This window comes from Lentzea flava (assembly GCF_014648475.1).
Classification (GTDB): domain Bacteria; phylum Actinomycetota; class Actinomycetes; order Mycobacteriales; family Pseudonocardiaceae; genus Lentzea; species Lentzea flava.
This window is the reverse complement of sequence record NZ_BMRE01000020.1, coordinates 30,923-52,723: the sequence shown is the minus strand read 5'-3', so window position 1 is coordinate 52,723 and position 21,801 is coordinate 30,923. Positions and strand designations below refer to the sequence as shown.

The following is a 21,801-nucleotide window of genomic DNA, read 5'->3' as shown; positions in this document are numbered from 1 at the left end:
ATGACTCCACCCTGACACACTCAACGGTGTGCACCTGCCCGATCTCCCGGTGAAGTCCGTTCTCCCGGAACTTCTCAAAACCCTCGACGACCACGGGTCCGCCGTGCTCGTCGCCCCGCCGGGCACCGGCAAGACCACGCTCGTCCCGCTGGCGCTGCAGGGCAAGGTGATCGTGGCCGAACCCCGCCGCATCGCCGCCCGAGCCGCCGCCGCACGCATGGCGAGCCTCCTGGACGAACCCGTGGGCCACACGGTCGGCTATTCGGTCAGAGGCGACCGCAAGACGAGCAAGCACACCAGAATCGAGGTCGTGACCAGCGGCTTGCTGGTCCGCAGGCTCCAGCACGACCAGGAGCTGAAAGGCGTCGGCACCGTCCTGCTCGACGAGTGCCACGAACGCCACCTCGACGCCGACCTGCTGCTCGCGCTCCTCCTGGACGCCAAAGCGGGCCTGCGCCCCGACCTCAGGCTCCTCGCGACCAGCGCGACCGTTGCCGCACAACGGCTCTCCGACCTGCTCAACGCCCCGGTCCTGCACACTGAAGCGCGGACGTACAAAACCGAGATCACCTACGTCCCACCCGTGCGCAACGAGCACATCGAGAACACGGTCGCGCGAGCCATCAACAGAGCACTGTCCGAAGTGGACGGCGACGTGCTCGCGTTCCTGCCGGGCGTCCGGGAGATCAACCGGACCGCGAGCCTGCTCAACGCCGAAACCGTGATCCTGCACGGCCAGCTCAGCGCCAGGACCCAGGACGCGGCCCTGAAACCGGGCAAGCACCAACGCGTCGTGCTGGCGACGAGCATCGCGGAGTCCAGCCTCACCGTGCCCGGCGTCCGGGCCGTCGTCGACGCCGGCCTCGCCCGCGTCCCGAGGGTCGACCACCGCCGCGGCCTCGCCGGACTCGCGACGATCCGCGTCTCCCAGGCCGTGGCGGACCAGCGCGCCGGACGAGCCGGACGCGAGGCGCCGGGCCGCGTCTACCGCTGCTGGCCCGAGCACGAGCACTCGACGCTCCCCCGCTACCCGGAACCCGAGATCCGCACGGCCGACCTGACCAGGCTCGCCCTGGAGCTCGCTGTCTGGGGCACCCCGGACGGCACGGGCCTGAGCTGGTGGGACGCCCCACCGGAGGGCGCGCTGAAAGCCGCCAGGGAAACCCTCGACGCCATCGGCGCGCTCGACCCGGACCGCCGCGACCGCATCGCGAGCCTCGGTCTGCACCCGAGACTCGGCCGCGCGCTCATCGACGGCAGCGAACTCGCCGGCAACCGCACGGCCGCCGAAGTCGTGGCCCTGCTCGACGACAGCTCGCACCCCGCCACGAACGACCTCGCGACCGCGCTGAAGTCGCCGGGCAAGTGGCGCCAGGAAGCCAAGAAGCTGGAGAAGCTCGGCAGCAATCCCCACGGCAACGGCGACCCCGCGCTCGTCGTCGCCCTCGCCTACCCGGAACGGCTGGCGAAGCGCAGGTCCAAGAACAGCAACGTCTACCTGATGGCCAACGGCACGGCCGTCGAGCACACCGACTCGCACTCCCAATGGCTGGCGGTCGCGATCGCCGACCGCGAACCGGGCAGCAAACACGGCCGCATCCGCCTCGCCGCCCCCGCCGACGAAGAGCTCGCCGTCACCGCGGCGAAGGCCCTGGTGCACACCGAGGACGACATCCGCTGGAACGGCGACGTCATCGCCAACGAGGTCCGCAAGCTGGGCGCGATCACCCTCGACGAGCGGCCGCTGAACGACCTGGCCAAGTCCCAGCAGGCCCTGCGCATGGGCCTCGAACAGGAGGGCCTCGGCCTGCTCAAGTGGACCGACGCCGCCAAACGCTTGCGCGAGCGCATGGCGTTCCTGCACCGCACCCGCGACTGGCCGAGCGTCGACGACGAGAGCCTGATCCGCGCGATCGACCTGGGCAAGGCGAAGAAGCGCTCCGACCTGGCCAAGATCGACACGGTGGCGCTGCTGCGGAGCATGCTGCCGTGGCCGGAGGGGGCCGAGTTCGACAAGCTCGCGCCGGAACGCATCGGCCAGGGCAAGGTCGACTACACGCAGGACGAACCCGCGCTGCACGTCCGCATCCAGGACGCGATGAAGTGGGCCGACACGCCGAAGATCGCGGGAGTTCCGGTGGTCGTGCACCTGCTCTCCCCAGCGGGCCGTCCTGCCGCCGTGACCAGCGATCTCCGGTCCTTCTGGCGCAACGGTTACCTGCGGGTGCGCAGCGAGTTGAAGGGCAGGTATCCCAAGCACCACTGGCCCGAACGGCCCTACAGTAAGGGCACATGAGGGGTTTTCAGGTATCTCGCCGCGGCTTTCTGGGGATGGCGGCGCTGGGCATGACCACGATCGGCACGGCGAAAGCCGAAGCCGACCACTCCGAAGCCGTCGTGATCGGCACCGGCTACGGAGCCGCCGTCGCCGCGTTGCGGCTGGGCGAAAAGGGCATCAGGACGACGATGCTGGAGATGGGGCAGCTCTGGGACCAGCCGGCCCGCGACGGCAAGGTCTTCTGCTCGATGCTGAACCCGGATCGCCGCGCGATGTGGTTCAAGGACTGCACGGAGGCACCACTCGAGACCCTCTTCGGCCTGCCGGTCGTGAACCGCCCGATCCAGCGCTACGCGGGCGTGCTCGACAAGGTCCACTTCCAGGAGATGTCGGTGTACCTGGGCCGCGGCGTCGGCGGCGGCTCGCTGGTCAACGGCGGCATGGCCGTCACGCCGAGGCGCGAGTACTTCGAGGAGGTCCTGCCGGAGGTCGACGCCGACGAGATGTACGGCAGGTTCTTCCCACTGGCCACCAAGACGCTGCGGGTCAACACGATCCGCAGCGCGTTCCTCGAGTCGACGAGCTGGTACCAGTACGCCCGCACCGCACGACGCCACGCGGCGAACGCCGGCTACGACACGCAGGTCATCCCGAACGTCTACGACTTCGCCCACATGGAAGGCGAAGCCCGTGGCACCAAACCGAAGTCGGCGCTGGCGGGCGAGGTCATCTACGGCAACAACCACGGCAAGATGAGCCTGGACAAGACCTATCTCGCCGACGCGCTCAAGACCGGCAACGTCACGATCAGGACGTTGCACCACGTCAAGCGCATCCGCCAGCAGCCGGACGGCACCTACCTGCTCACCGTCGAGCAACGCGACCCGTTCGGAAAACTCCTGCGCACCAAGGAGATCGGCTGCCGCCACCTGTTCCTCGGCGCGGGCAGCCTCGGCACCACCGAACTCCTGCTGCGCGCCCGCGACACCGGCGACCTGCCAGGACTCAGCGAGGAGATCGGCAGCGGCTGGGGGCCCAACGGCAACGTGATGACCGCTCGCACGATGCTCGGCGGCTTCCAGCAGTCCGGCATGCCAGTGCTCGCGATCGACGCCTGGCGGGACAGGAAGGTGTTCGCCGAGATCGCCCCGGTTCCCGCGGGCGTCGAGACCCTCGCCTCGCTGTACCTGGCGATCACGAAGAACCCCGAGCGCGGCACGTTCCACTACGACCGCGCCACCGACGGCATCACGCTCGACTGGCGGCGTGAGCAGATGAAGCCGTCGATCCGCGCGGTGAAGGACGTGTTCGACGAGATCAACCGAACAAACCTCACTACATATCGCGCGGACCTGTTCGGAATCGGGAAAGTCTTCTCGGACGACTTCACCTATCACCCGCTGGGCGGCTGCCCGCTCGGCCGGGCCACCGACGCGTTTGGCCGGGTCAAGGGCCACAAGAACCTCTACGTCACGGACGGCTCGTTGATCCCGGGTTCGATCGGCGCCAACCCGTTCGTCACGATCACAGCCCTCGCGGAACGGAACTTGAGTCGAATCACCGCGACCGATCTGAACCATTAGGAAACGAACAACGTTAATCTCAGCTATGGCGCACATCGCGATCTTCCTCATGCCCGAGCGCGGCCACGTCCTGCCGGCGCTCGGGCTGATCGCGGAGCTCGTGCGCCGCGGCCACCGGGTGAGCTGCCCGGTCCCGGCGGCGTTCACCGCGGCCGTGACCGAGTGCGGCGCCACCGCGATTCCCTGCACCACCACGCTGCCGGGTCAGCTGCCCGCATCGCTCTACGACGCGGCCCAGCTCGCGCTCACCGAGGCCGAGGCGGTGCTGCCCCAGCTGGAACCGGTGTTCCGTGCGGACCCTCCCGACATCGTGCTGTGGGACATCGCGGCCTGGGCGGGCGGTGTGATCGCCCGCGGGCAGGGCGTGCCGAACCTGCTGCTGGAGAGCTTCCTGACCAGCAACTCGCGCTGGTCGCTCGGCACCGCCGTCGTGCCGGCGCGGACGTTCGGCACCGCTGCGATCCGGTTCTTCACCAGGGTCCAGGCTTTCGTCGGCTGCTCGCTGCCGGAGTTCGTCGCGAGCGCACGCCGCCGGATCGCCTTCTTCCCCAGGGAGTTCCAGCCGGAAGGCGACACGTTCGACCAGCGGTTCGCCTTCACCGGCCCGTGCCTGACCGAGCGGAGGTTCCAGGGCACGTGGACTCCGCCCGGTGACAAACCCGTGGTGCTCGCGACGACAGGCGTGCAGACGTGCGCGGACGCGGCGCGCGGAATGCCGTGGCACCTCGTCGCGAAGGGCAGCGTTCGCCACCCCGCGCCGAACGTCGAGGTGCACGACGACGTCCCGCAGCTCGCCGTCCTGGAGCACGCGAGCGTGTTCATCACGCGCGGTGGCATGAGCGGGGTGATGGAGGCGCTGCACCACGGCGTTCCGATGATCGTCGTGCCGCACATGGCCGACCAGCGGATCAACGGCCAGCAGGTCGAGGAGCTCGGGCTCGGCGTGCTGCTCGACACCGTGACCGAGGACGGCGTGCGCTCGCTGGTGAGCCAGCTGGCGTCGGATTCCGCGATTGCCGCGCGGGTCAAGGACATGCAGCGGATGATTCAGCGAGCGGGCGGCAGCGCGGCCGCCGCGGACGTCGTCGAGGAGGAACTGGCGCGGTGAAACGCATCTGGGACGACGCGGTCCGCGCGCTCGGCGGCACGCCGGACGCGGGTGATCTGGTCGAACGCTACGCCGAGCCGCATCGGGCGTACCACAACACCTTCCACGTGGTGTCCGTCGTCCGCGACTCGTCGGCGCTGGCCGACGCGTTCGCGTTCTCGGTGGAGGAACGGGCGATCCTCGCGCTGGCCGCCTGCGCGCACGACGTGATCTACGACGGCAAACCCGGCGACGACGAGCGCGCGTCGGCGGCCTGGGCGCGGGAACGCCTGGCAGGGCTGGAAGAGGAGCACATCGCCCGCGTGGAATCGCTGGTGCTGGCCACGATCACGCACTCGTCCGACGACCCGCTCGCGCACGTGCTGCTCGACGCCGACCTCGCGATCCTCGGTTCGGAACCGGCGCACTACGACCGCTACAGCCTGGCCGTGCGCCAGGAGTACTCGCAGTACGACGACGCTACGTGGCGCGCCGGCCGTGCCCGCGTGCTGAAAACCCTGCTCGACCGCGACACCCTGTTCGTGACCGAGCCCGCGCGGCAGCTGTGGGACACCGCCGCGCGGCTCAATCTCGCCCGCGAGCTTCAGTCCCTGGCGTAGAGCACCTTCGTCGCGGTGGTGAAGCGCCGCAGCGTCTCGGGGATCGGCTCGACGCCGATGCCGGGGCCGGTCGGCACGTGCATGAAGCCGTCCCGCAGCTCGAACGGCTCGGTGAGGTCCTCCGCGAAGTACCGCCGTGACGCCGACACGTCGCCGGGCAGCACGAAGCCGGGCAACGCGGCCAGCGCGAGGTTCGGCCCGCGCCCGATGCCGGTCTCCAGCATTCCGCCGCACCACACCGGGATCCCGTGCGCCACGGCGACGTCGTGGATCCTCCTCGCCTCCAGGTAACCGCCGACCCGCGCGGGCTTGATGTTGATCACCCGGCACGCGTCCAGCGCGATCGCGGTCGCCGCGTCCCTGGCCGACGTGATCGACTCGTCGAGGCAGATCGGCGTGCGGATCCGTTGCGCCAGCAGAGCGTGCCCGCGGATGTCGTCCTCTTCCAGCGGCTGTTCCATCAGCAGCAGGCCGAACTCGTCGAGCCTGCGCAGGTGGTCGGCGTCGGCCAGCGTGTACGCGGTGTTCGCGTCGACCTGCAGCAGGACGTCGCCGAACCGTTCGCGCACGGCCCGCACCGGTTCGACGTCCCAGCCCGGCTCGATCTTGAGCTTGATCCGGGCGTACCCCTCGGCGAGGTAGCCCTCGACGTCGCCGATCAGCTCGGGGATCGAGTTCTTGATCCCGACCGAGACACCGGCGGGCACACGATCGGTCGTGGCGCCCAGGAACGTCCCGATCGGCATCCCGTACGACCGCAGCTCGGCGTCCAGGATCGCGGTCTCCAGCGCGGCCTTGGCGAGCTTGTGCCCCTTGATCGCGTGTGTCCTCGGCTGGACTTCCGCGGCCGTGACCTCAGGCGTCACGCGGGGCACGAGGTGCTGGGCCAGCACCAGTTCCGCGGCACCGACGAACTCCGAGCAGTACAGCGGTTCCGGGTCGGCCGCGAACTCCGCCCAGCCCTCCGCGGCGTCCGTGACGACTCGCAGCAGGAACGTGTCCTTGGTCGTCATCGTCCCGAACGACGTGCGGAACGCTGACACCAGCGGAATCGCGACGTGCAGCAGCTCAACGCGTTCGATCTTCACCGGCGCTCCAGTTCGTACCAGCCCTCACGGGACATCGACGTCGCCACGTACCCCTGCTCGAAAGCCTCGACGAACACCCCGCGCACCGCCTCCCGCCACCGCCTGGCCAGCGCGGCGGACTCCTTGCGCACCTGCACGATGTCGCGCGGCACCCGGCACCAGATCCGCTCGCCGTCCGTGCGCGCCAGCGGTTCCCCGTCCGGCGCGGTCAGTGTGACGTCGCCCTGTGGCACCGACTCGTGGGTCTCGCGCTCGCTGGTGAGATCCCACTGCACCGTGAGGCGATCACTCTCGTCACCGTCGTTCACGCCGTCACGCATCGGGCCGTAGAAGTCCACTGTGTACTCGGTGACGACCGCGCCGAGCTTGACCAGGTTGAACCGGGCGTTGCGCGACACCAGCGGGTCGTAGGTCCAGCGCATCGACTTCGCACCGAGCCCCACGGCCCAGTCCTTCTGCGCGAGCTTCAACGGGTGCCCGACGCCGGGCCGCGCGGCCGCGATCATCGAGTACACCGACCCGTCCGGGCAGAACAGCCCGGTCGTCGCCCCGACCAGCTCGTCACCGTCGAACGCCCCGATGGTCGCGCCGCCCGCGTGCCGGATGCAGTGCAACGTCTCCGTCGACAGCACGTCCTCGGTCGTCTGCCAGACCTCGGCGTAGTACGCGGCGACGCGGGCGATGCCGGGGACGTCAGAGATCACTTGGAACCGCAAGGCGAGCCTTCCTCACGCTGTACCCGAAGTAGATGACGAACCCGAGGACCATCCACGCGAGGAACGCGATCCACGTGTCGAGTCCGAGGCTGAACATCATGTAGACGCAGAACGCCAGCCCCAGCAACGGCGTGACCGGCGAGAACGGCACCCGGAAGCTGCGCTGCCGGTCGGGTTCGGTGCGCCGCAGGATGATCACCGCGACGTTGACCAGCGCGAACGCGAAGAGCGTGCCGATGCTGGTCGCGTCGGCCAGGGAACCCAGCGGCACCAACGCGGCGAGCACAGCGATGAACAGGCCGACGACGACCGTGTTCGCGAACGGCACGCCGGTGCGCGGGCTCAGCTTCGCGAAGATCGACGGCACCAACCCGTCGCGGGACATGGCGTACAGGATCCGCGTCTGTCCGTAGAGGACGGTCAGCACAACGCTGGTCGTCGCGACGACAGCACCGATCGACAGCAGGATCGGCCAGATCGCACCGCTGACGTTGTCCGTCAGCACCCGGCTCAACGCGGCCTCGGTGCCCTCGAACGACTGCCACGGCATCGCACCCACAGCGGCCAGCGCGACCGCGCAGTACAGCGCCGTGATCACGACCAGCGACAGGATGATCGCGCGCGGCAGGTCGCGCTGCGGGTTCTTCGCCTCCTCACCGGCGGTCGACGCGGCGTCGAACCCGATGTAGGAGAAGAACAACGTCGCCGCGCCGGCACTCATCCCCGCGAGCCCCAGCGGGAACAACGGCTGCAGGTTGCCCGCCTTGAACGCGGTGAACGCCACCACGCAGAACATCAGCAACGCGCCGACCTTCACCCACACCAGGATCGTGTTCGTGCGCGCACTGCCCTTGGCACCGCCCAGCAGCACGAGCATCGAGATGACCACGACCAGCACGGCGGGGATGTTGACGATCCCGCCCGCACCTGGCGGCTGGCTCAGCGCGTCCGGAATCCTCAGCCCTGTCACGAGATGCAGCAGCTCGTTGACGTACTGCCCCCACCCGACCGCGACGGCGGCGACCGACACCCCGTACTCCAGCACAAGACACCAGCCGCAAACCCACGCGACGATCTCGCCGAGCGTGGCGTAGGTGTAGGAGTACGAGGAGCCCGACGCCGGGATGAGGCCCGCGAGTTCGGCGTACGACAGCGCGGAGAACAACGCTGTGATGCCGGCGAGCACGAACGACACCACGATCGCGGGACCGGCCAGCGGCACCGCCTGCCCCAGCACGACGAAGATGCCGGTGCCGAGCGTGGCGCCAATGCTGATCATCGTGAGGTGGCCGACACCGAGGCTGCGCTTGAGGTCGCTGCCAGGGTGGGTCAGCTGGTCGATCGGCTTGCGCCGCAACACCCGCGCCCCGACGCGCTGTTCGTTGCTCATCAGGCCAACATAACGTCAGCCGGCTGACCTACCTGCCACCGATCGGCCGGAACGTGCGGCGGTATGTGTCCGGTGGCACACCGACCGTTCGGTGGAAGTGCCTCCGCAACGTCGTGGCCGTCCCCATGCCGGAAGCCTCGGCGATCTGGTCCACGCTGTCGTCGGTCATCTCCAGCAACTCCTGCGCGCGCCGGATCCGCTGCGTGTGCAGCCACTGCAACGGCGTGGTGCCCGTCACGGCCTTGAAGAGCCGGGCGAGGTGCCGCGAGCTCATGTTCGCCTGGCGCGCCAGGTCCTCCACCGTCAGCGCCTGATCAAGCCGCGCACTCGCCCAGCCGAACAGCTCGGTCAGCGGATGCCCGTCCTCCGACGGCACGGGCGCGAGCACGAACTGCGCCTGCCCACCATCCCGATGCGGCGGCACGACGAGCCGGCGCGCCGCCGTGTTGGCCGTCGCCGTCCCGTGATCGCTCCGAATCAGGTGCAGGCTCAGATCGATCGCCGCTGCCTTGCCCGCACTGGTCAGCACCTGCCCGTTGTCGACGTAGAGCACGTCCGGGTCGACCTCGACCCGCGGATACCGCTGAGCGAGCACGTCCGTGTGCGCCCAGTGCGTGGTGGCCCTGAGCCCGTCGAGCAGCCCGGCCTCCGCGAGCACGAATGCGCCCGTGCAGAGCGACACGATCCGCGCACCCTTGTCGTGGGCATTGCGCAGTGCCTCGACCAAGGCCTCGTCGATCGGCTCATCCACGTCCGCGACAGCGGGCACGATCACGGTCCCCGCCCGTTCGAGCTGGTGCAGGGCCAGGTCCGGCTCCAGCGTGAACCTGCCGACGCGCACCGGCCGGTCGCCGCAGATCTTGACCTCGTAGTCGAGCTGCGGTGCGGTGAAGATCTCGTAGGTCGCGGTCAGCTCGAAGTGCAGCATCCCGTCGGTCACGGCGAACGCGAGCATGTCCGAAACTGTACGCATCATGTCGTTCCAGACACTAGTTCGTTTCCCGCTCCGCAGCTTTGATGGTCCACATGGGACACAAGATCGCGGTGTACGGCGCTTCGGGAACCACAGGCCGCTTCGTCGTGGCGGAACTGGCGAAGCGCGGCTTCGAACCCCTCCCGTTCGGCCGCGCCCAGGCAACGCCCGACAGCCCTGCCGCCCTGGACCGAGCCCTGACCGGTGCCTCCGCCGTGATCAACACCGCAGGCCCGTTCGCCATCACCGCCCTCCCGCTGATCTCCGCGGCCGAACGCGCGGGCATCCCGTACGTGGACGTGGCGGCCGAAATCGAAGCCAACGCCGACACGTTCGCCCGAGGCGCCACGATCCCCGTCGTGCCCGCGATGGCGTTCTTCGGCGGCCTGGCCGACCTGCTGGTCACCGCCGCGATGGCCGGCTGGACCACCGCCGACTCCGCCCACATCGCCTACGGCCTGTCCGGCTGGCAGCCCACCGCGGGCACGCTCACCGCCGGCGCCGTCTCCCGCGAACGCCGGGCAGGCCACCGCGTCCGCTTCCGCGACGGCTCGTTGCAGTACCACGACGACACCCCGCCGACGCTGGAGTGGGAGTTCCCCAGCGGCCCGCGCCAGGTCATCGGCGAGTTCTCGATGGCGGACATCGTCACGGTTCCCAGCCACCTGGAGATCCCGTCGGTGACCTCCTACATGACAACCACCGCGGCCCAAGGCCTCCACGAAGCCGCAGAACGGCAGGAGCCAGAGACGTTCGAGGTGGACGTGCGCGTGCGCCGAGGCACTGAGGAACGCCGGATGACCGCCGTCGGCCGCGACATCTACGCCGTGAGCGCGCCTCTGGCCGTAGAAGCGGTAGAACGCCTGCTCACCGGCCGTTTCAAGGTCAACGGCGTCGCCTCCGCGGGTGCGATGTTCGACGCCGCCGACTTCCTGGACTCGGTGTCCGGCGTCATTCCGGCCAGGCGCTGCCCTTGATCAGCTCCACGAAGTCCGTCCGCCTGAAGGTCGGGTCGAAGTGCGCGAGGACGTCGTCGTTCATCGTCCCGTAGGTGGTGTTCGGCCGATGGGCCATGCCGTCGTAGAACGCCCTCAGGATGCGGTTCTTGAAGTCCGGCCGGGGATGTGCGGCCACCACCTCCGCCCGCTGCTGCTCGGTGAGCTCGTCCAGGCCGATGCCCAGCACGTCGGTCTTCACGCCCAGCGCCACCGCGGCCACCTCGGGTGCCAGGTGCATCGGCACCTCCGGCGTCGTGTGCAGCGCGATCGCCAGCCACACCGTGCGCGCTTCCTCCTCCGACCGGCCGTGCTCGAGCAGGAACGTCCGCGCGGCCTCCGCCCCGTCGATCTCGAACCTCAGGTCCTTCGACGCGTAGAACCGCGTCAGCCCGAGGTCGTGGAAGAGGCCGCCCACGTAGGCCAGTTCCGGATCGACCTCCAGCCCGCGCGCCGCAGCCTTCAACGACCCCCACAGGAACACCCGCCGCGAGTGGTGGAACAGCGTGTCGTCGGCGACCTTGCGCACGAGCGACGTCGCCGCCCGCACCAGCTCCGTGTCGGGAATCTGCACACCAGCGATGACTTCAGCCATGGCTCCATGGTTGGCCGCCAGACCGCACGCGCCCACTGTCAAACAGGACCACCAGCCCACAGATGTGGACATCACCCCGTGCTGCCGAACCGAGCCCGGTACTCGCTCGGCGACGCCCCGAACCGGGCCACGAAGACCCGCCGCATCGTCTCGGAGCTGCCGAACCCGGCCTCCCGTGCCGCCTGCGCCACCCCGAACCCGGCGTCCAGCAGCGCCTTGGCGTGATCCAGCCGGACCTGCTCCACGAACCGCGCCGGCGTCACGCCCAGCTCGCTGACGAACAACCGGGCGAGATGCCGCGAACTGACCCCCACCCGCGCGGCCAGCGTCCGCGCACTGTGGTCCAACGCGGGCTGCGCCGACACCAGGTCCACCACCTCGCGCAAAGCCGGTGTGCGAGGCCTCCGTACCTCCAACGGCGCGGAGAACTGCGACTGCCCACCGGGCCGCTGCATGAACATCACCAGCCGCCGCGCCACCGTGCGCGCCAGGTCAGCCCCGTGATCCTGCTCGACCAGCGCCAGCGCCAGGTCCATCCCGGCCGACACCCCGGCAGAGGTGAAGACACCGCCGTCCTCGACGAACAGCGCGTCAGGCTCCACGAGCACGTCCGGATGACCCCGAGCCAGCCTGTCCGCGACACGCCAGTGCGTGGTGGCCCTCCGCCCGCTCAACACCCCGGCCGCGGCCAGCGCGAACGATCCGGTGCAGATCGACACCAACCGCCGCGTACGACCTCGGAGAACGCGAATCGCGGCAACGAGGTCGGCCGGCACCACGCGCTGCACGAGCACGTCCCCACCGGAAACGATCACCGTGTCCGCGGCGACGACGTCGTCAGGAGTGCCGTCGACCGGAAGCCTGATCCCCACCGAGGTCATGACCGGCTCGCCGGACGCCGCGACGTAACGGATCGAGTAGTCGCCCCCGACCAGGTTGGCCTCCGAGAACACCTCGGCGGGCCCCGTGACGTCCAGCATCTTCATCCCGTCGAACAGAACGAAGACGATCTCCCGGCCGGCGCTCACGACTCAGCCTCGCACGGGTTGCTCAGCGCGGCGACAGCGCGATCACCGTGCCCGGCCGAACCCACCGCATGATCGACACGAGCGTGCCGGCCGGAACCGCCACACAGCCCGCAGTGGGCGCCCCGTTCGTGACGTGCACGAAGAACGCACTGCCCGCCCCGGGAACACGCTGCGAGTTGACCCCCATCACCAGCGCGTAGTCGTACACAGCGCCGTGCTCGATCAAGTTCTCCGACGTGCTCTCGTTGAACGGACACGTCCCCCGAGCACACCGCTGATGCGTGTTGTAGTCAGGACTGTTGACGTCACTGACCCACCAGTCCGAGCTGTCGAGCTGGAAGTACGACACCCCAGCCCCGGGATCGGCCTGCCGGCCGAACGCACCGGTGATCCCGAACACCCCGGCCGGCGTCGCCGACGACGACTCCCCGTACGACCCGGAGATCCCGGGCGACCCGACCTTGGCCGCAACCCCGCCGATCACCTGTGCCCAGTCATTCCCCGACTTCTGCCACGTCGACAACGTCGCGCTCGAACCGCCCGCCCCGACCACCGAGATCACCTGCGTCGCGCCGCCCACCCGGCCGGCGAACCACGGCGCCTCAACCCGAGCCTCCGTCTTCGCGGGCGCGGTCACAGCCGCAGGCCGCGGCACCGAAGAACTCGAAGCGGACTTGGCCGCACTGCTGACCGACGTGGTGGTCGGCACAGCACTGGACACCGACTCCGCAGCCGAACTGACCGTCGTCGTCGAGGTGGACACGGCCCCCAGCACCTCCGAAGCACCGACAGGAGCGGCCTGCGGAGCCTCCCGACCGGCCGCCACGACCAGCACCGCGACAACCACCGCCGCCACCACGGGACACAAAACCCGAACCAGCACGGGAACCTGGGCCAAGCGCCGGACCATACCGCTCTCTCCACGACGAAACCGACCACCGCTGACCACCGAAACCAGCAGGCCGGCAGAGTGTGCCAACCCCGCCCCCACCCCCGCGCACTAGCCCATTCGCCGCAACGCCCAGCTAGACCGGCAAAGGTGCAGCGCGCCACGAAAACCAAAAGCCCCAGCCCAAACCCCCAGAGAATCCCCACGGCCAGCCCCCACACAGCGAAATCCCCCCGGCCCAAACGCCCAGGGGGATCCGACGGGATTGGCTTACGCGATGATCGTGAGGGCGCACAGCGCCCGAACGGCTCGGGGGTCTGGGGGTCGCCCCCAGATAAACACCCGGAACGAGCCGGCGAAAGTGGCCCCCGAAAGGGGGGCCACTGAGCATACTTCGGCCGAGTGGAGGTGCCGGGAATCGAACCCGGGTCCTATGGCGCCTCATCAGGGCTTCTCCGTGCGCAGTCCGCTGTGTCTCTGCTCGGCCCCACCAGTCACGCGAACAAGCTGGTGTGACGGGCCCAGTCGCTGTGAGTTTCCCGAACAGCCCCCGCGACCGGGACTGCTGGTAAGCCCTCTAGCTGATGCCGGACTCTAGGCCGAAGGCACTCCTAGGCCGACAGCGTTGCTACTCGCCTCAGGCGGCGAGAGCGAACGCGCGCTGGTCGTTGGACTCGGCGCTTATTGGTTTGCGATGACGCTTGCGGTGGTCTCTCGCCTGCACCGGCACGCTTCCCCTGAATCAACGTCCACAGTCGAAACCGTTCACCCCCTTGTAGTGGTACGCATAGCATAACGATGGCGGCCACCGAGTTCTTCCCGAGGCAGGTAGGGCTGTCCCCACCCCGGACCGCATAGCTAGCCAGATGGTCCCTGACCAGCGGGAACTGCACGATGGACGGCATGAGGAAACCGAACGCGCTCGCAGCCGGGTTCTACCTGCTGACCCACCTGGTGACCGGCATCTTCTGGTTCACCCTCACCTTCGTGCTCACCGCGGTCGGGCTCGCGACCTCACTCCTCTGGATCGGCTTCCCGATCATGTGGCTCGCGATGAACGCCGGGCGCGCTGGCGCGTCGCTGGAGCGGGCGTGGGTGCGCGTGGCGTTGCGCACGGACATCCCCAAGCCGTACCGCCCGAAGATCGACGGCTCGCCGCTGCAGAAGTGGAAGCACCAGTTCACCGACCCCGCCACGTGGCGTGACCTCGGTTACCTGGCGCTGCTCGTGCCGCTGGGTGCGTTGGAGTTCGCCTCGTTCATCACCATGTGGGCGGTCGTGGCCGCGTTCGCAGGTGTGCCGTTCTGGATCGGCGAGGCGCCGTTCGCGGTCGTCGTGGGCGAGGTCTGGACGATCGACTCGTTCTACTCGGCGCTGCCGGTTGCGGTGATCGGGCTGGCGCTGATCCCGTTCGCGGTCATGGGCACGAAGTGGCTGGGCGCGATGCACGGCAGGTTCGCCCGCGCCATGCTCGGGCCGACGCGGGCCGACGAGCTGGCGATCGAGGCGGAGCGGCTGCAGTCGAGCCGGGCCCGCGGCGTCGAGGCGGCCGAGGCGGAGCGCCGGCGCATCGAACGCGACCTGCACGACGGCGCGCAGCAACGACTTGTCGCGGTGGCCATGGGGCTGGGCCGGGCCAAGTCCAAATTGGACACGGACCCGGAAGGTGCCGCCGCGCTCATCGCCGAGGCGCACGCCGACGCGAAGCTCGCCATCAAGGAACTGCGCGACCTGGCCAGGGGCATCTACCCGTCCGTGCTCGGCGACCGCGGCCTCGACGCGGCGCTGTCCGCGCTGGCCGCGCGCGTCCCGATCGAAGTCGAGCTGCAGGTGAGCGTCGAGCCGCGGCCACCGACAGCGGTGGAGAGCGCCGCGTACTTCACCGTCGGCGAGGCGCTCACGAACATCACCAAGCACTCCAACGCCACCAGGGCGACCGTGAAGGTCAACCGGGTCGAGACGGGGGTGCTGGTCGAGGTCACCGACAACGGTCAGGGCGGCGCCGAGCTGAAGCCGGGCGGCGGGCTCGCCGGGCTGGCCGACCGGGCTGCCACGATCGACGGTGTGGTTGTCGTCGTCAGCCCGCCCGGCGGGCCGACCGTGATTCGAGCGGAGTTGCCGTGCGCGTGGTGATCGCCGAGGACTCGGTGCTGCTGAGGGAGGGCGTGCAGCGGTTGCTCGCCGACGAGGGCATCGAAACCGTTGCGGCGGTGGAGAACGGCGACGGGCTGCTGGACGCCGTGACCGAGCACAGGCCGGACCTGTGCGTGGTGGACGTGCGGATGCCCCCGACGTTCACCGACGAGGGCCTGCGGGCCGCCATCGAGTGCCGCCGCCGCTACCCAGGGCTGCCGGTGCTGGTGCTGTCGCAGTACGTCGAGGAGCGCTACGCCGTGGAGCTGCTCGCGGGCGGTGCCAGCGGGGTCGGCTACCTGCTCAAGGAGCGGGTGGCGGACGTCAAGGAGTTCGTCGACGCGGTGCGCAGGGTCGCCGACGGCGGCACGAGCATCGACCACGAGGTGATCACACAGCTCATGGTGCGCAGCAAGAAGAGCCCCGTCGACTCGCTGACGCCCCGCGAACGCGAGGTGCTCGGGCTGATGGCGCAGGGACTGTCCAACACCGCCATCGCCGCCACGCTCGTCGTGTCCGACGGCGCCGTGGAGAAGCACGTCGGCAACATCTTCGCGAAGCTCGGCCTGGAACCGTCGAACTCGGAGCACCGCAGGGTGCGCGCCGTGCTCGCCTACCTGGACAGCTGAAGCAGCCGGGCGCCGTTGTCGTGCAGGACCGCCTGCTCGGCGGCGGCGTCCAGGCCCCACGAGCGGATCGCGTCGAGCTGCACCTCGTAGGGGTACGGGATGTTCGGGAAGTCGGTGCCGAGCACGACCCGGTCCGCGAGCCCGGCGACCCGTGACCGCCATTCGGCAGGCAGCGGCGCCATCTGCTCGCTGAACGGAACACCGACCATCGTTGTGTCGACGTGCACGTTCCGATAGCGCTCAACCAGATCCAGCGCGCCCGAATAGTCGGGCATTCCGGCGTGGGCGATCACCGCGGTCAACGACGGATGCCGCTTCAACACCCCTTCGAAGACGCCGAGCCCGGTGTGCTCCCCCGGAATCGGCCCGTCGCCGCCGTGCACGACCACCGGCACGCCTGCCTCGGCGAGCTGACCCCAGACGCCGTCCAGGAGCTCGTCACGCGGGTCGTAGGCGCCGACCTGGACGTGCGACTTGAAGCACCGCGCACCGGCCTCCAACGCATTGCGCACGTACGCGTCGGCGCCGGGCTCGGCGTAGAAGGTGCCGGTCTGCACGGCTTCCGGGACACGTGCGGCGAAGTCGGCCGCCCACTCGTTCAGCCATTCCGCCATGCCCGGCTTGTGCGGGTACACGAGCGGCGCGAACGCGACGACGCCCAGCTCCCGCAGTGCGGTGAGCCGGGCGTTCTCGTCGGTGCGGTACTGGATGAACCAGTCGACGCCTGCCTCGCGGACGCGGTCGAAGTAGGCCCAGACCTTGTCCAGGACGTTCTGCGGCATGAAATGAACGTGGATGTCCACCAACGCCATCAGCAACGGCCCTTCAGTAGCGCCCCTTCAGCGCTCGGCCGTGGGCACGAGCGATCTCGCGGTTGGCGTCGCGCTTCGCGATGTCCTGGCGCTTGTCGTAGGCCTTCTTGCCCTTCGCCAGGGCGATCTCGACCTTGACGTAGCCGTCCTTGAAGTACATCTGCAGCGGGATGAGCGACAGACCGGACTCCTTGGTCTTGCCGATCAGCCGCTCGATCTCGTGCTTGTGCAGCAAGAGCTTGCGCTTGCGCCGGACCTCGTGGTTCGTCCACGTCCCCGCGACGTACTCCGGGATGTGCAGCGCGTGCAACCAGATCTCGCCGTCGTCGACCTGGGCGAAGGCGTCCACGAGGGACGCCCGTCCCATGCGCAGGCTCTTCACCTCGGTGCCGACGAGCTGAATGCCCGCCTCATAGGTGTCCAGAATGGTCCAGTCGTGCCGAGCCTTGCGGTTCGACGCGATGGCCTTCTGCCCGCGTTCCTTGACCATGACGACAACTTTACGTGGTCGGTAAAACCGTTAAAGCCGCACGTAGAGACGCAGCGTCACGTAGCCGGTGGTGGCCGAGATGACGATCGCGACGAGGAACAGCCACGGCGACACGATCAGGATGTCCAGGTACCCGATCGGCGGGATGATGCCCGACTCGGTCAGGTTTCTGGTGATCCGGTCGAGGAAGAACGCCTTGAACAGCACCAGGCCGGCGACGGCGGAGACGGCGCCGATGATGCCCGCGACGACCGCCTCGATGAGGAACGGCAGCTGCGTGTACCACCGGGTCGCGCCGACCAGGCGCATGATGCCGACCTCGACGCGACGGGTGAACGCGGACACCTGAATGGTGTTCGAGATCAGCAGCAACGCGGCGAACGCCTGGATGAGCGCGAGGATCAGGGCGACGTCGCGCAGACCGTTGAGGCCCTCGAAGAACCGCTCGAGGAACTTGCCCTGGTCGTCGACGCCCTTCACGCCCGGCTTGCCCTCGAAGGCCTGCTTGATGACGTCGGTGCGGTCCGGGTCCTCCAGCTTGACGCGGAAGGTCGCGGGGATCGCTTCCGGCCGCGCGAGCTTGAGCAGCTCCGGCTGCGCCTCGAAGATCCGCTTGAAGCGCTCGAAGCCCTCGTCGCGGTTCTGGAACACCACTGTCTCGACGCCGGAGGTCTGCTCGAGCTGGGAACGCAGACCCGCGCACGGCTGTTGCGTGCAGTCCTTGTCGTTGGCGCTGACGTCGTTGGTCAGCAGCACGGAGACCTCGAGCTTGCCCGCGTAGTTGGCCTGCATCTTGTCGACCATGCGGACGACGAGCAGGCCACCGCCGAGCAGCCCGAGCGAGATGGCGGTCGTGAGGATCATCGCGATCGTCATCGTGACGTTCCGGCGAAGTCCGGTGACGACCTCGCTGAACACGAAGCTGGTACGCATCGGGGGCGGGGTTCCTTGGGGTTCGGGGATTAGGAGCGCTTAACGGCCAACGCCGTAAACGCCGCGCGCGTCATCACGGACGACCTTGCCGTACGCCAGCTCCACCACACGGCGGCGCATCGAGTCGACGATGCCGTGGTCGTGAGTGGCCATGATGACCGTCGTGCCGGTGCGGTTGATCCGCTCCAGCAGCAACATGATGTCCTGGCTCGTGTCGGGGTCCAGGTTTCCGGTCGGCTCGTCGGCGATCAGCACCAGCGGGCGGTTCACGAACGCACGGGCGATCGCGACGCGCTGCTGCTCACCACCGGACAGCTCGGTCGGGAACCGGTCCTCCTTGCCGTCGAGGCCCACCAGCTGCAGCACCTCCGGCACCACCTTGACGATGGTGTTGCGGGGCTTGCCGATGACCTCCAGCGCGAAGGCCACGTTCTCGGCGACCGTCTTCGTCGGCAGCAGGCGGAAGTCCTGGAACACGCAGCCGATGGACTGACGCAGGCGGGGGACCCTGCGCCGCGACATCTTGGCGACGTCGAAGTTGGACACGTAGACGCGTCCCCGAGTCGGCACCTCTTCGCGCAGGAGCAGGCGCAAGAACGTCGACTTACCGGACCCCGAGGGCCCGATCAGGAACACGAACTCACCCTTGTCCACCTCGACGGACACGTCGTCGAGCGCGGGACGCGTGGAGGTCTTGTAGACCTTGGAAACGTGTTCGAGGCGAATCACGAGGCGCGAGTCTACCCATGGGCCGGGTAAAGCCCCCGTTCCGGTTAACTTCCGACCCCGGAAAGGCGGTTCTGACCATCCACGCGGCGTGGCCGAACCAGCACAACCGGTCGACGAAACGAGCACGTTCAGGCCATCGAGGGGCCCGAACGTGCTTCGCCTCAGATCAGCGTCGCGTTCTGCCCACGCCAGACTTGCCGGCACCTCGGGCCGTGCAGGCGTGAAGCGCCACACGGACGGGGGTCCGGGGGCGAAGCCCCCGGCTGGGGTCTGGGGGCTCGGCCCCCAGAAGACACCTGAGGGCCGACGCCGGCGAGCGCGTTGCGCGAGCACATCTCTCCCAGTCGAGCAAGCCCTCAGCCCTGTGACTGCTTCCTCCACCGGATGCCCGCCTCGAGGAAGTCGTCGATCTCGCCGTCCAGCACCGCCGACGGGTTGCCGACCTCGTGCTCGGTCCGCAGGTCCTTGACCATCTGGTACGGGTGCAGCACGTAGGAGCGCATCTGGTTGCCCCAGCTGGAGCCGGAGTCCTTGAGCGCGTCCAGCTTCGCCTGTTCCTCCTGGCGGCGGCGCTCGAGCAGCTTGGCCTGCAGGACGGCCATGGCCGTGGCCTTGTTCTGCAGCTGCGAGCGCTCGTTCTGGCAGGACACCACGATGCCGGTCGGGATGTGCGTGATGCGCACCGCCGAGTCGGTCGTGTTGACGCCCTGGCCGCCGGGGCCGGACGAGCGGTAGACGTCGACGCGCAGGTCCTTCTCGTCGATGTCGACGTGGTCGGACTGCTCGACGACGGGCACGACCTCGACGCCGGCGAACGACGTCTGGCGGCGGCCCTGGTTGTCGAACGGCGAAATGCGCACCAGGCGGTGGGTGCCCTGCTCGACGCTCAGCGTGCCGTAGGCGTACGGGGCGGTGACGCGGAACGTCGCGGACTTGATGCCAGCCTCTTCCGCGTAGGAGGTGTCGAACACGTCGACGCCGTAGCCGTGCCGCTCGGCCCAGCGCGAGTACATGCGCAGCAGCATCTCGGCGAAGTCCGCGGCGTCGACGCCACCGGCCTCGGCGCGGATGGTGACCAGCGCGTTGCGCTCGTCGTACTCGCCGGACAGCAGCGTGCGGACCTCGAGCGACTCGATGTCGGTGCGCAGGCTCGCGCGCTCGGTGTCGGCGTCGGCCAGCGCGTCCGCGTCGCCCGCCTCTTCGGCGAGCTCGTAGAGCAGCGGCAGGTCGTCGAGGCGCTCGCGGAGGTTCGTGACGCGGCGCAGCTCACCCTGCTTGTGGGAGAGCTGGCTGGTGACCTTCTGCGCCTTCTCCTGGTCGTCCCATAGGTCCGGGCGCGCTGCCTGCTCCTCCAAGTCCGCGACCTGGGCGCGCAGGGCATCGAGGTCCATCACCGCCTCGATGCTGGAAAGGGTGGCGGAGAGGTCCTTGATGTCTGCTTCGACGTCCGGGTTCACGGCAAAAGATTACGCCAGCACCGGTCACAGTTCGCGACCGGTGCTTCGCTGGCGCCCTCTTAAGCCGTGGGGATGGCGTCGAGCAGCTTGAGAACGGCCTTCGCGTGGGCCAGGCCGAACTCGGCCACCGCCTTCGCGTAGGGGTCCTCCGCGGTCTTCGCGGCCAGCTTCGCGCTCTCCTGCTCCGCACCGTAGGACGCACGCGCCTGGGTGATGAGAGCCTCGCGCTGCTTCGCCGTCAGCGAGCCGGCGTGCACCAGCCGCAGGATGAGCGGGCTGCGGAGGTGGTCGGGGCCGGGCTCGGACAGCAGCCAGTTCTTGAAGGCCTTCTTGCCCGCCGCGGTGAGCACGTACTGCTGGCTGGACCGCGGTCCTTGCTTGCCGAGTCGCAGCAGGCCCTGATCGGCCAGCGCGGGCAGCTCGCGGTACACCTGGCTGCGGGTCACGCTGAAGAACGCACCGAAGCGCTCTCCGGCCTCCGCCACCAACTGGCCACCGGTCTTGGGTCCGTCGTGCAGCAGCCCGAGCAGGGCGGCTGCGGTCGCATTCAGGTCTGACACAACGACAACGTTCCCACGTCTGGGGGAAGCTGTCCACAATGGTCAGCCGTTCTGTCCACAGTGGCTGATCACCGGGCTAGTCTGATGGGCCATGCGGAGCAACGAAAAGTCTCGCTGAGTAAGCGGCAGTTTCCGCACCTCACGCGTTTGGCCGCTTGACCGTCCGTGTCCATCCCGGATGGAAAAAGCCTTTCGCAGAAACGAAAGTCACCCGGTCTCACTCGATCGGCGGTACGACTCTCACCGGCCGGAGCCACCCGAATGGACGGACGTGAGACTTCGTCGCACGACCTGGTGATGTCCGCGCGCACCCCTTTCCCACGCCTGCGCAACCGGGAAAATGATCATTGCCAGGCAGGCTCGCGAGACCACGGAGGTCGGGGACGATGAACATCAAGTGGCTGGACCACAAGAAGGTGGCGGCGCACACGGTGGCGTGGATGACCGGAGGCATCCCGGAGCAGGCGGGCAAGGACGAGTGCATGGTGTGCGGCAAGCAGATCCGCAAGCACCGCACGGTCAACGGCGAGGGCCGGATCTGCTCGAGCATGCTGTGCGCCCAGTACTGGGCGGAGAACATGACCTGAAACACACCGCCAGCACTCTTCACCCTGATCGGGAATAAACAGAAGGCCGGAGCCTGATGGCTCCGGCCTTCTGTCTAGTAGCGGGGACAGGATTTGAACCTGCGACCTCTGGGTTATGAGCCCAGCGAGCTACCGAGCTGCTCCACCCCGCGCCGCTTCGAGCTTGTCTTGCTGTTGTAAGTAGAACTATACACCCTCGCGAAACCCACTTTTCACCACCCCCACCGAA

At 68.7% G+C, this 21,801-nt stretch carries 21 protein-coding genes, 1 tRNA gene and 1 other RNA gene; 8 read left to right on the top strand and 15 right to left on the bottom strand.

From position 1 onward, the window contains the following. Window positions 1-28 precede the first annotated feature (28 nt). Genes hrpB through IEZ09_RS22880 form a run of 4 tightly spaced genes read left to right on the top strand, consistent with a single transcriptional unit; the run spans window position 29 to window position 5,568 of the window. A complete protein-coding gene (gene hrpB / locus IEZ09_RS22895) occupies window positions 29-2,296 on the top strand; it encodes an ATP-dependent helicase HrpB (protein ID WP_189255788.1) in 2,268 nt (755 codons plus the stop codon). Continuing rightward, complete coding sequence (locus IEZ09_RS22890; RefSeq protein WP_189255787.1) at window positions 2,293-3,861, top strand: GMC oxidoreductase; 1,569 nt, start codon at window positions 2,293-2,295, stop codon at window positions 3,859-3,861. The genes hrpB and IEZ09_RS22890 overlap by 4 nt, the downstream gene beginning before the upstream one ends. Before the next feature lie 25 nt (window positions 3,862-3,886). Further along, window positions 3,887-4,969 (top strand): macrolide family glycosyltransferase, encoded by a 1,083-nt coding sequence (locus IEZ09_RS22885; protein WP_189255786.1) that lies wholly within the window; start codon window positions 3,887-3,889, stop codon window positions 4,967-4,969. Then, entirely contained in the window at window positions 4,966-5,568 is a 603-nt protein-coding gene (locus tag IEZ09_RS22880) for an HD domain-containing protein (RefSeq protein ID WP_189255785.1), read from the top strand. Before IEZ09_RS22885 ends, IEZ09_RS22880 begins: the two co-directional genes overlap by 4 nt. On the opposite strand, the gene menC is transcribed toward IEZ09_RS22880, so the two are convergent. The 4 genes from menC to IEZ09_RS22860 are packed head-to-tail and all read right to left on the bottom strand — an operon-like array spanning window position 5,553 to window position 9,735. After that, window positions 5,553-6,656, bottom strand: coding sequence for an o-succinylbenzoate synthase (gene menC / locus IEZ09_RS22875; RefSeq protein WP_189255784.1), 1,104 nt, complete (start codon window positions 6,654-6,656; stop codon window positions 5,553-5,555). The genes IEZ09_RS22880 and menC overlap by 16 nt on opposite strands. Further along, the gene (locus IEZ09_RS22870; protein ID WP_229812854.1) at window positions 6,653-7,360 is read right to left on the bottom strand and encodes a hypothetical protein; all 708 of its coding nucleotides are present in this window, start codon (window positions 7,358-7,360) and stop codon (window positions 6,653-6,655) included. Before IEZ09_RS22870 ends, menC begins: the two co-directional genes overlap by 4 nt. Next, window positions 7,350-8,762: an amino acid permease gene (locus tag IEZ09_RS22865; protein ID WP_189255782.1), complete on the bottom strand. Its 1,413-nt coding sequence runs from the start codon at window positions 8,760-8,762 to the stop codon at window positions 7,350-7,352. The genes IEZ09_RS22870 and IEZ09_RS22865 overlap by 11 nt, the downstream gene beginning before the upstream one ends. A 28-nt stretch (window positions 8,763-8,790) precedes the next feature. Then, window positions 8,791-9,735, bottom strand: a complete 945-nt coding sequence (locus tag IEZ09_RS22860; RefSeq protein ID WP_189255860.1) for a GlxA family transcriptional regulator — start codon at window positions 9,733-9,735, stop codon at window positions 8,791-8,793. Between the two features lie 53 nt (window positions 9,736-9,788). Here IEZ09_RS22860 and IEZ09_RS22855 point away from each other — a divergent pair, with 53 nt between their 5' ends. Further along, window positions 9,789-10,712: a saccharopine dehydrogenase family protein gene (locus tag IEZ09_RS22855; RefSeq protein WP_229812853.1), complete on the top strand. Its 924-nt coding sequence runs from the start codon at window positions 9,789-9,791 to the stop codon at window positions 10,710-10,712. Here IEZ09_RS22855 and IEZ09_RS22850 read toward each other — a convergent pair. From IEZ09_RS22850 to ssrA, 4 genes are all read right to left on the bottom strand, one after another. Continuing rightward, on the bottom strand, window positions 10,687-11,325 hold the full coding sequence (locus tag IEZ09_RS22850; protein WP_189255780.1) for an HD domain-containing protein: 639 nt from the start codon (window positions 11,323-11,325) through the stop codon (window positions 10,687-10,689). The two genes, IEZ09_RS22855 and IEZ09_RS22850, sit on opposite strands and share 26 nt — an antisense overlap. A gap of 71 nt (window positions 11,326-11,396) precedes the next feature. Then, window positions 11,397-12,353 carry a GlxA family transcriptional regulator gene (locus IEZ09_RS22845; RefSeq protein ID WP_189255779.1) on the bottom strand — a complete coding sequence of 319 codons (957 nt, stop codon included), beginning with the start codon at window positions 12,351-12,353 and terminating at the stop codon, window positions 11,397-11,399. A gap of 22 nt (window positions 12,354-12,375) precedes the next feature. Next, window positions 12,376-13,251 carry a L,D-transpeptidase family protein gene (locus IEZ09_RS22840; RefSeq protein ID WP_189255778.1) on the bottom strand — a complete coding sequence of 292 codons (876 nt, stop codon included), beginning with the start codon at window positions 13,249-13,251 and terminating at the stop codon, window positions 12,376-12,378. Window positions 13,252-13,642: 391 nt separating this feature from the next. Beyond that, window positions 13,643-14,015: a transfer-messenger RNA gene (gene ssrA, locus IEZ09_RS22835) on the bottom strand. A 121-nt stretch (window positions 14,016-14,136) separates the two neighbouring features. Here ssrA and IEZ09_RS22830 point away from each other — a divergent pair. Beyond that, complete coding sequence (locus IEZ09_RS22830) at window positions 14,137-15,375, top strand: sensor histidine kinase (protein ID WP_370467745.1); 1,239 nt, start codon at window positions 14,137-14,139, stop codon at window positions 15,373-15,375. Beyond that, window positions 15,363-16,004, top strand: coding sequence for a response regulator transcription factor (locus IEZ09_RS22825; protein ID WP_189255776.1), 642 nt, complete (start codon window positions 15,363-15,365; stop codon window positions 16,002-16,004). Before IEZ09_RS22830 ends, IEZ09_RS22825 begins: the two co-directional genes overlap by 13 nt. On the opposite strand, the gene IEZ09_RS22820 is transcribed toward IEZ09_RS22825, so the two are convergent. The 6 genes from IEZ09_RS22820 to IEZ09_RS22795 form a co-directional block, all read right to left on the bottom strand. After that, window positions 15,989-16,816, bottom strand: a complete 828-nt coding sequence (locus IEZ09_RS22820; RefSeq protein WP_189255775.1) for an amidohydrolase family protein — start codon at window positions 16,814-16,816, stop codon at window positions 15,989-15,991. The two genes, IEZ09_RS22825 and IEZ09_RS22820, sit on opposite strands and share 16 nt — an antisense overlap. A gap of 13 nt (window positions 16,817-16,829) precedes the next feature. Next, complete coding sequence (smpB, locus tag IEZ09_RS22815) at window positions 16,830-17,306, bottom strand: SsrA-binding protein SmpB (RefSeq protein ID WP_189255774.1); 477 nt, start codon at window positions 17,304-17,306, stop codon at window positions 16,830-16,832. A gap of 30 nt (window positions 17,307-17,336) precedes the next feature. Beyond that, window positions 17,337-18,239, bottom strand: coding sequence for a permease-like cell division protein FtsX (gene ftsX / locus IEZ09_RS22810; RefSeq protein WP_189255773.1), 903 nt, complete (start codon window positions 18,237-18,239; stop codon window positions 17,337-17,339). A gap of 39 nt (window positions 18,240-18,278) precedes the next feature. Continuing rightward, the gene (gene ftsE / locus IEZ09_RS22805; protein WP_189255772.1) at window positions 18,279-18,968 is read right to left on the bottom strand and encodes a cell division ATP-binding protein FtsE; all 690 of its coding nucleotides are present in this window, start codon (window positions 18,966-18,968) and stop codon (window positions 18,279-18,281) included. A gap of 356 nt (window positions 18,969-19,324) precedes the next feature. After that, entirely contained in the window at window positions 19,325-20,425 is a 1,101-nt protein-coding gene (prfB, locus tag IEZ09_RS22800; RefSeq protein WP_189255771.1) for a peptide chain release factor 2, read from the bottom strand. A 59-nt stretch (window positions 20,426-20,484) separates the two neighbouring features. Further along, window positions 20,485-20,985, bottom strand: a complete 501-nt coding sequence (locus IEZ09_RS22795) for a PadR family transcriptional regulator (protein ID WP_189255770.1) — start codon at window positions 20,983-20,985, stop codon at window positions 20,485-20,487. 386 nt (window positions 20,986-21,371) lie between these two features. On the opposite strand from IEZ09_RS22795, the gene IEZ09_RS22790 reads away from it, so the two are divergent. Continuing rightward, window positions 21,372-21,572 (top strand): hypothetical protein, encoded by a 201-nt coding sequence (locus IEZ09_RS22790; RefSeq protein WP_030470381.1) that lies wholly within the window; start codon window positions 21,372-21,374, stop codon window positions 21,570-21,572. A 78-nt stretch (window positions 21,573-21,650) separates the two neighbouring features. On the opposite strand, the gene IEZ09_RS22785 is transcribed toward IEZ09_RS22790, so the two are convergent. Then, window positions 21,651-21,724: transfer RNA gene (locus IEZ09_RS22785), tRNA-Met, on the bottom strand. Window positions 21,725-21,801: the final 77 nt, after the last annotated feature.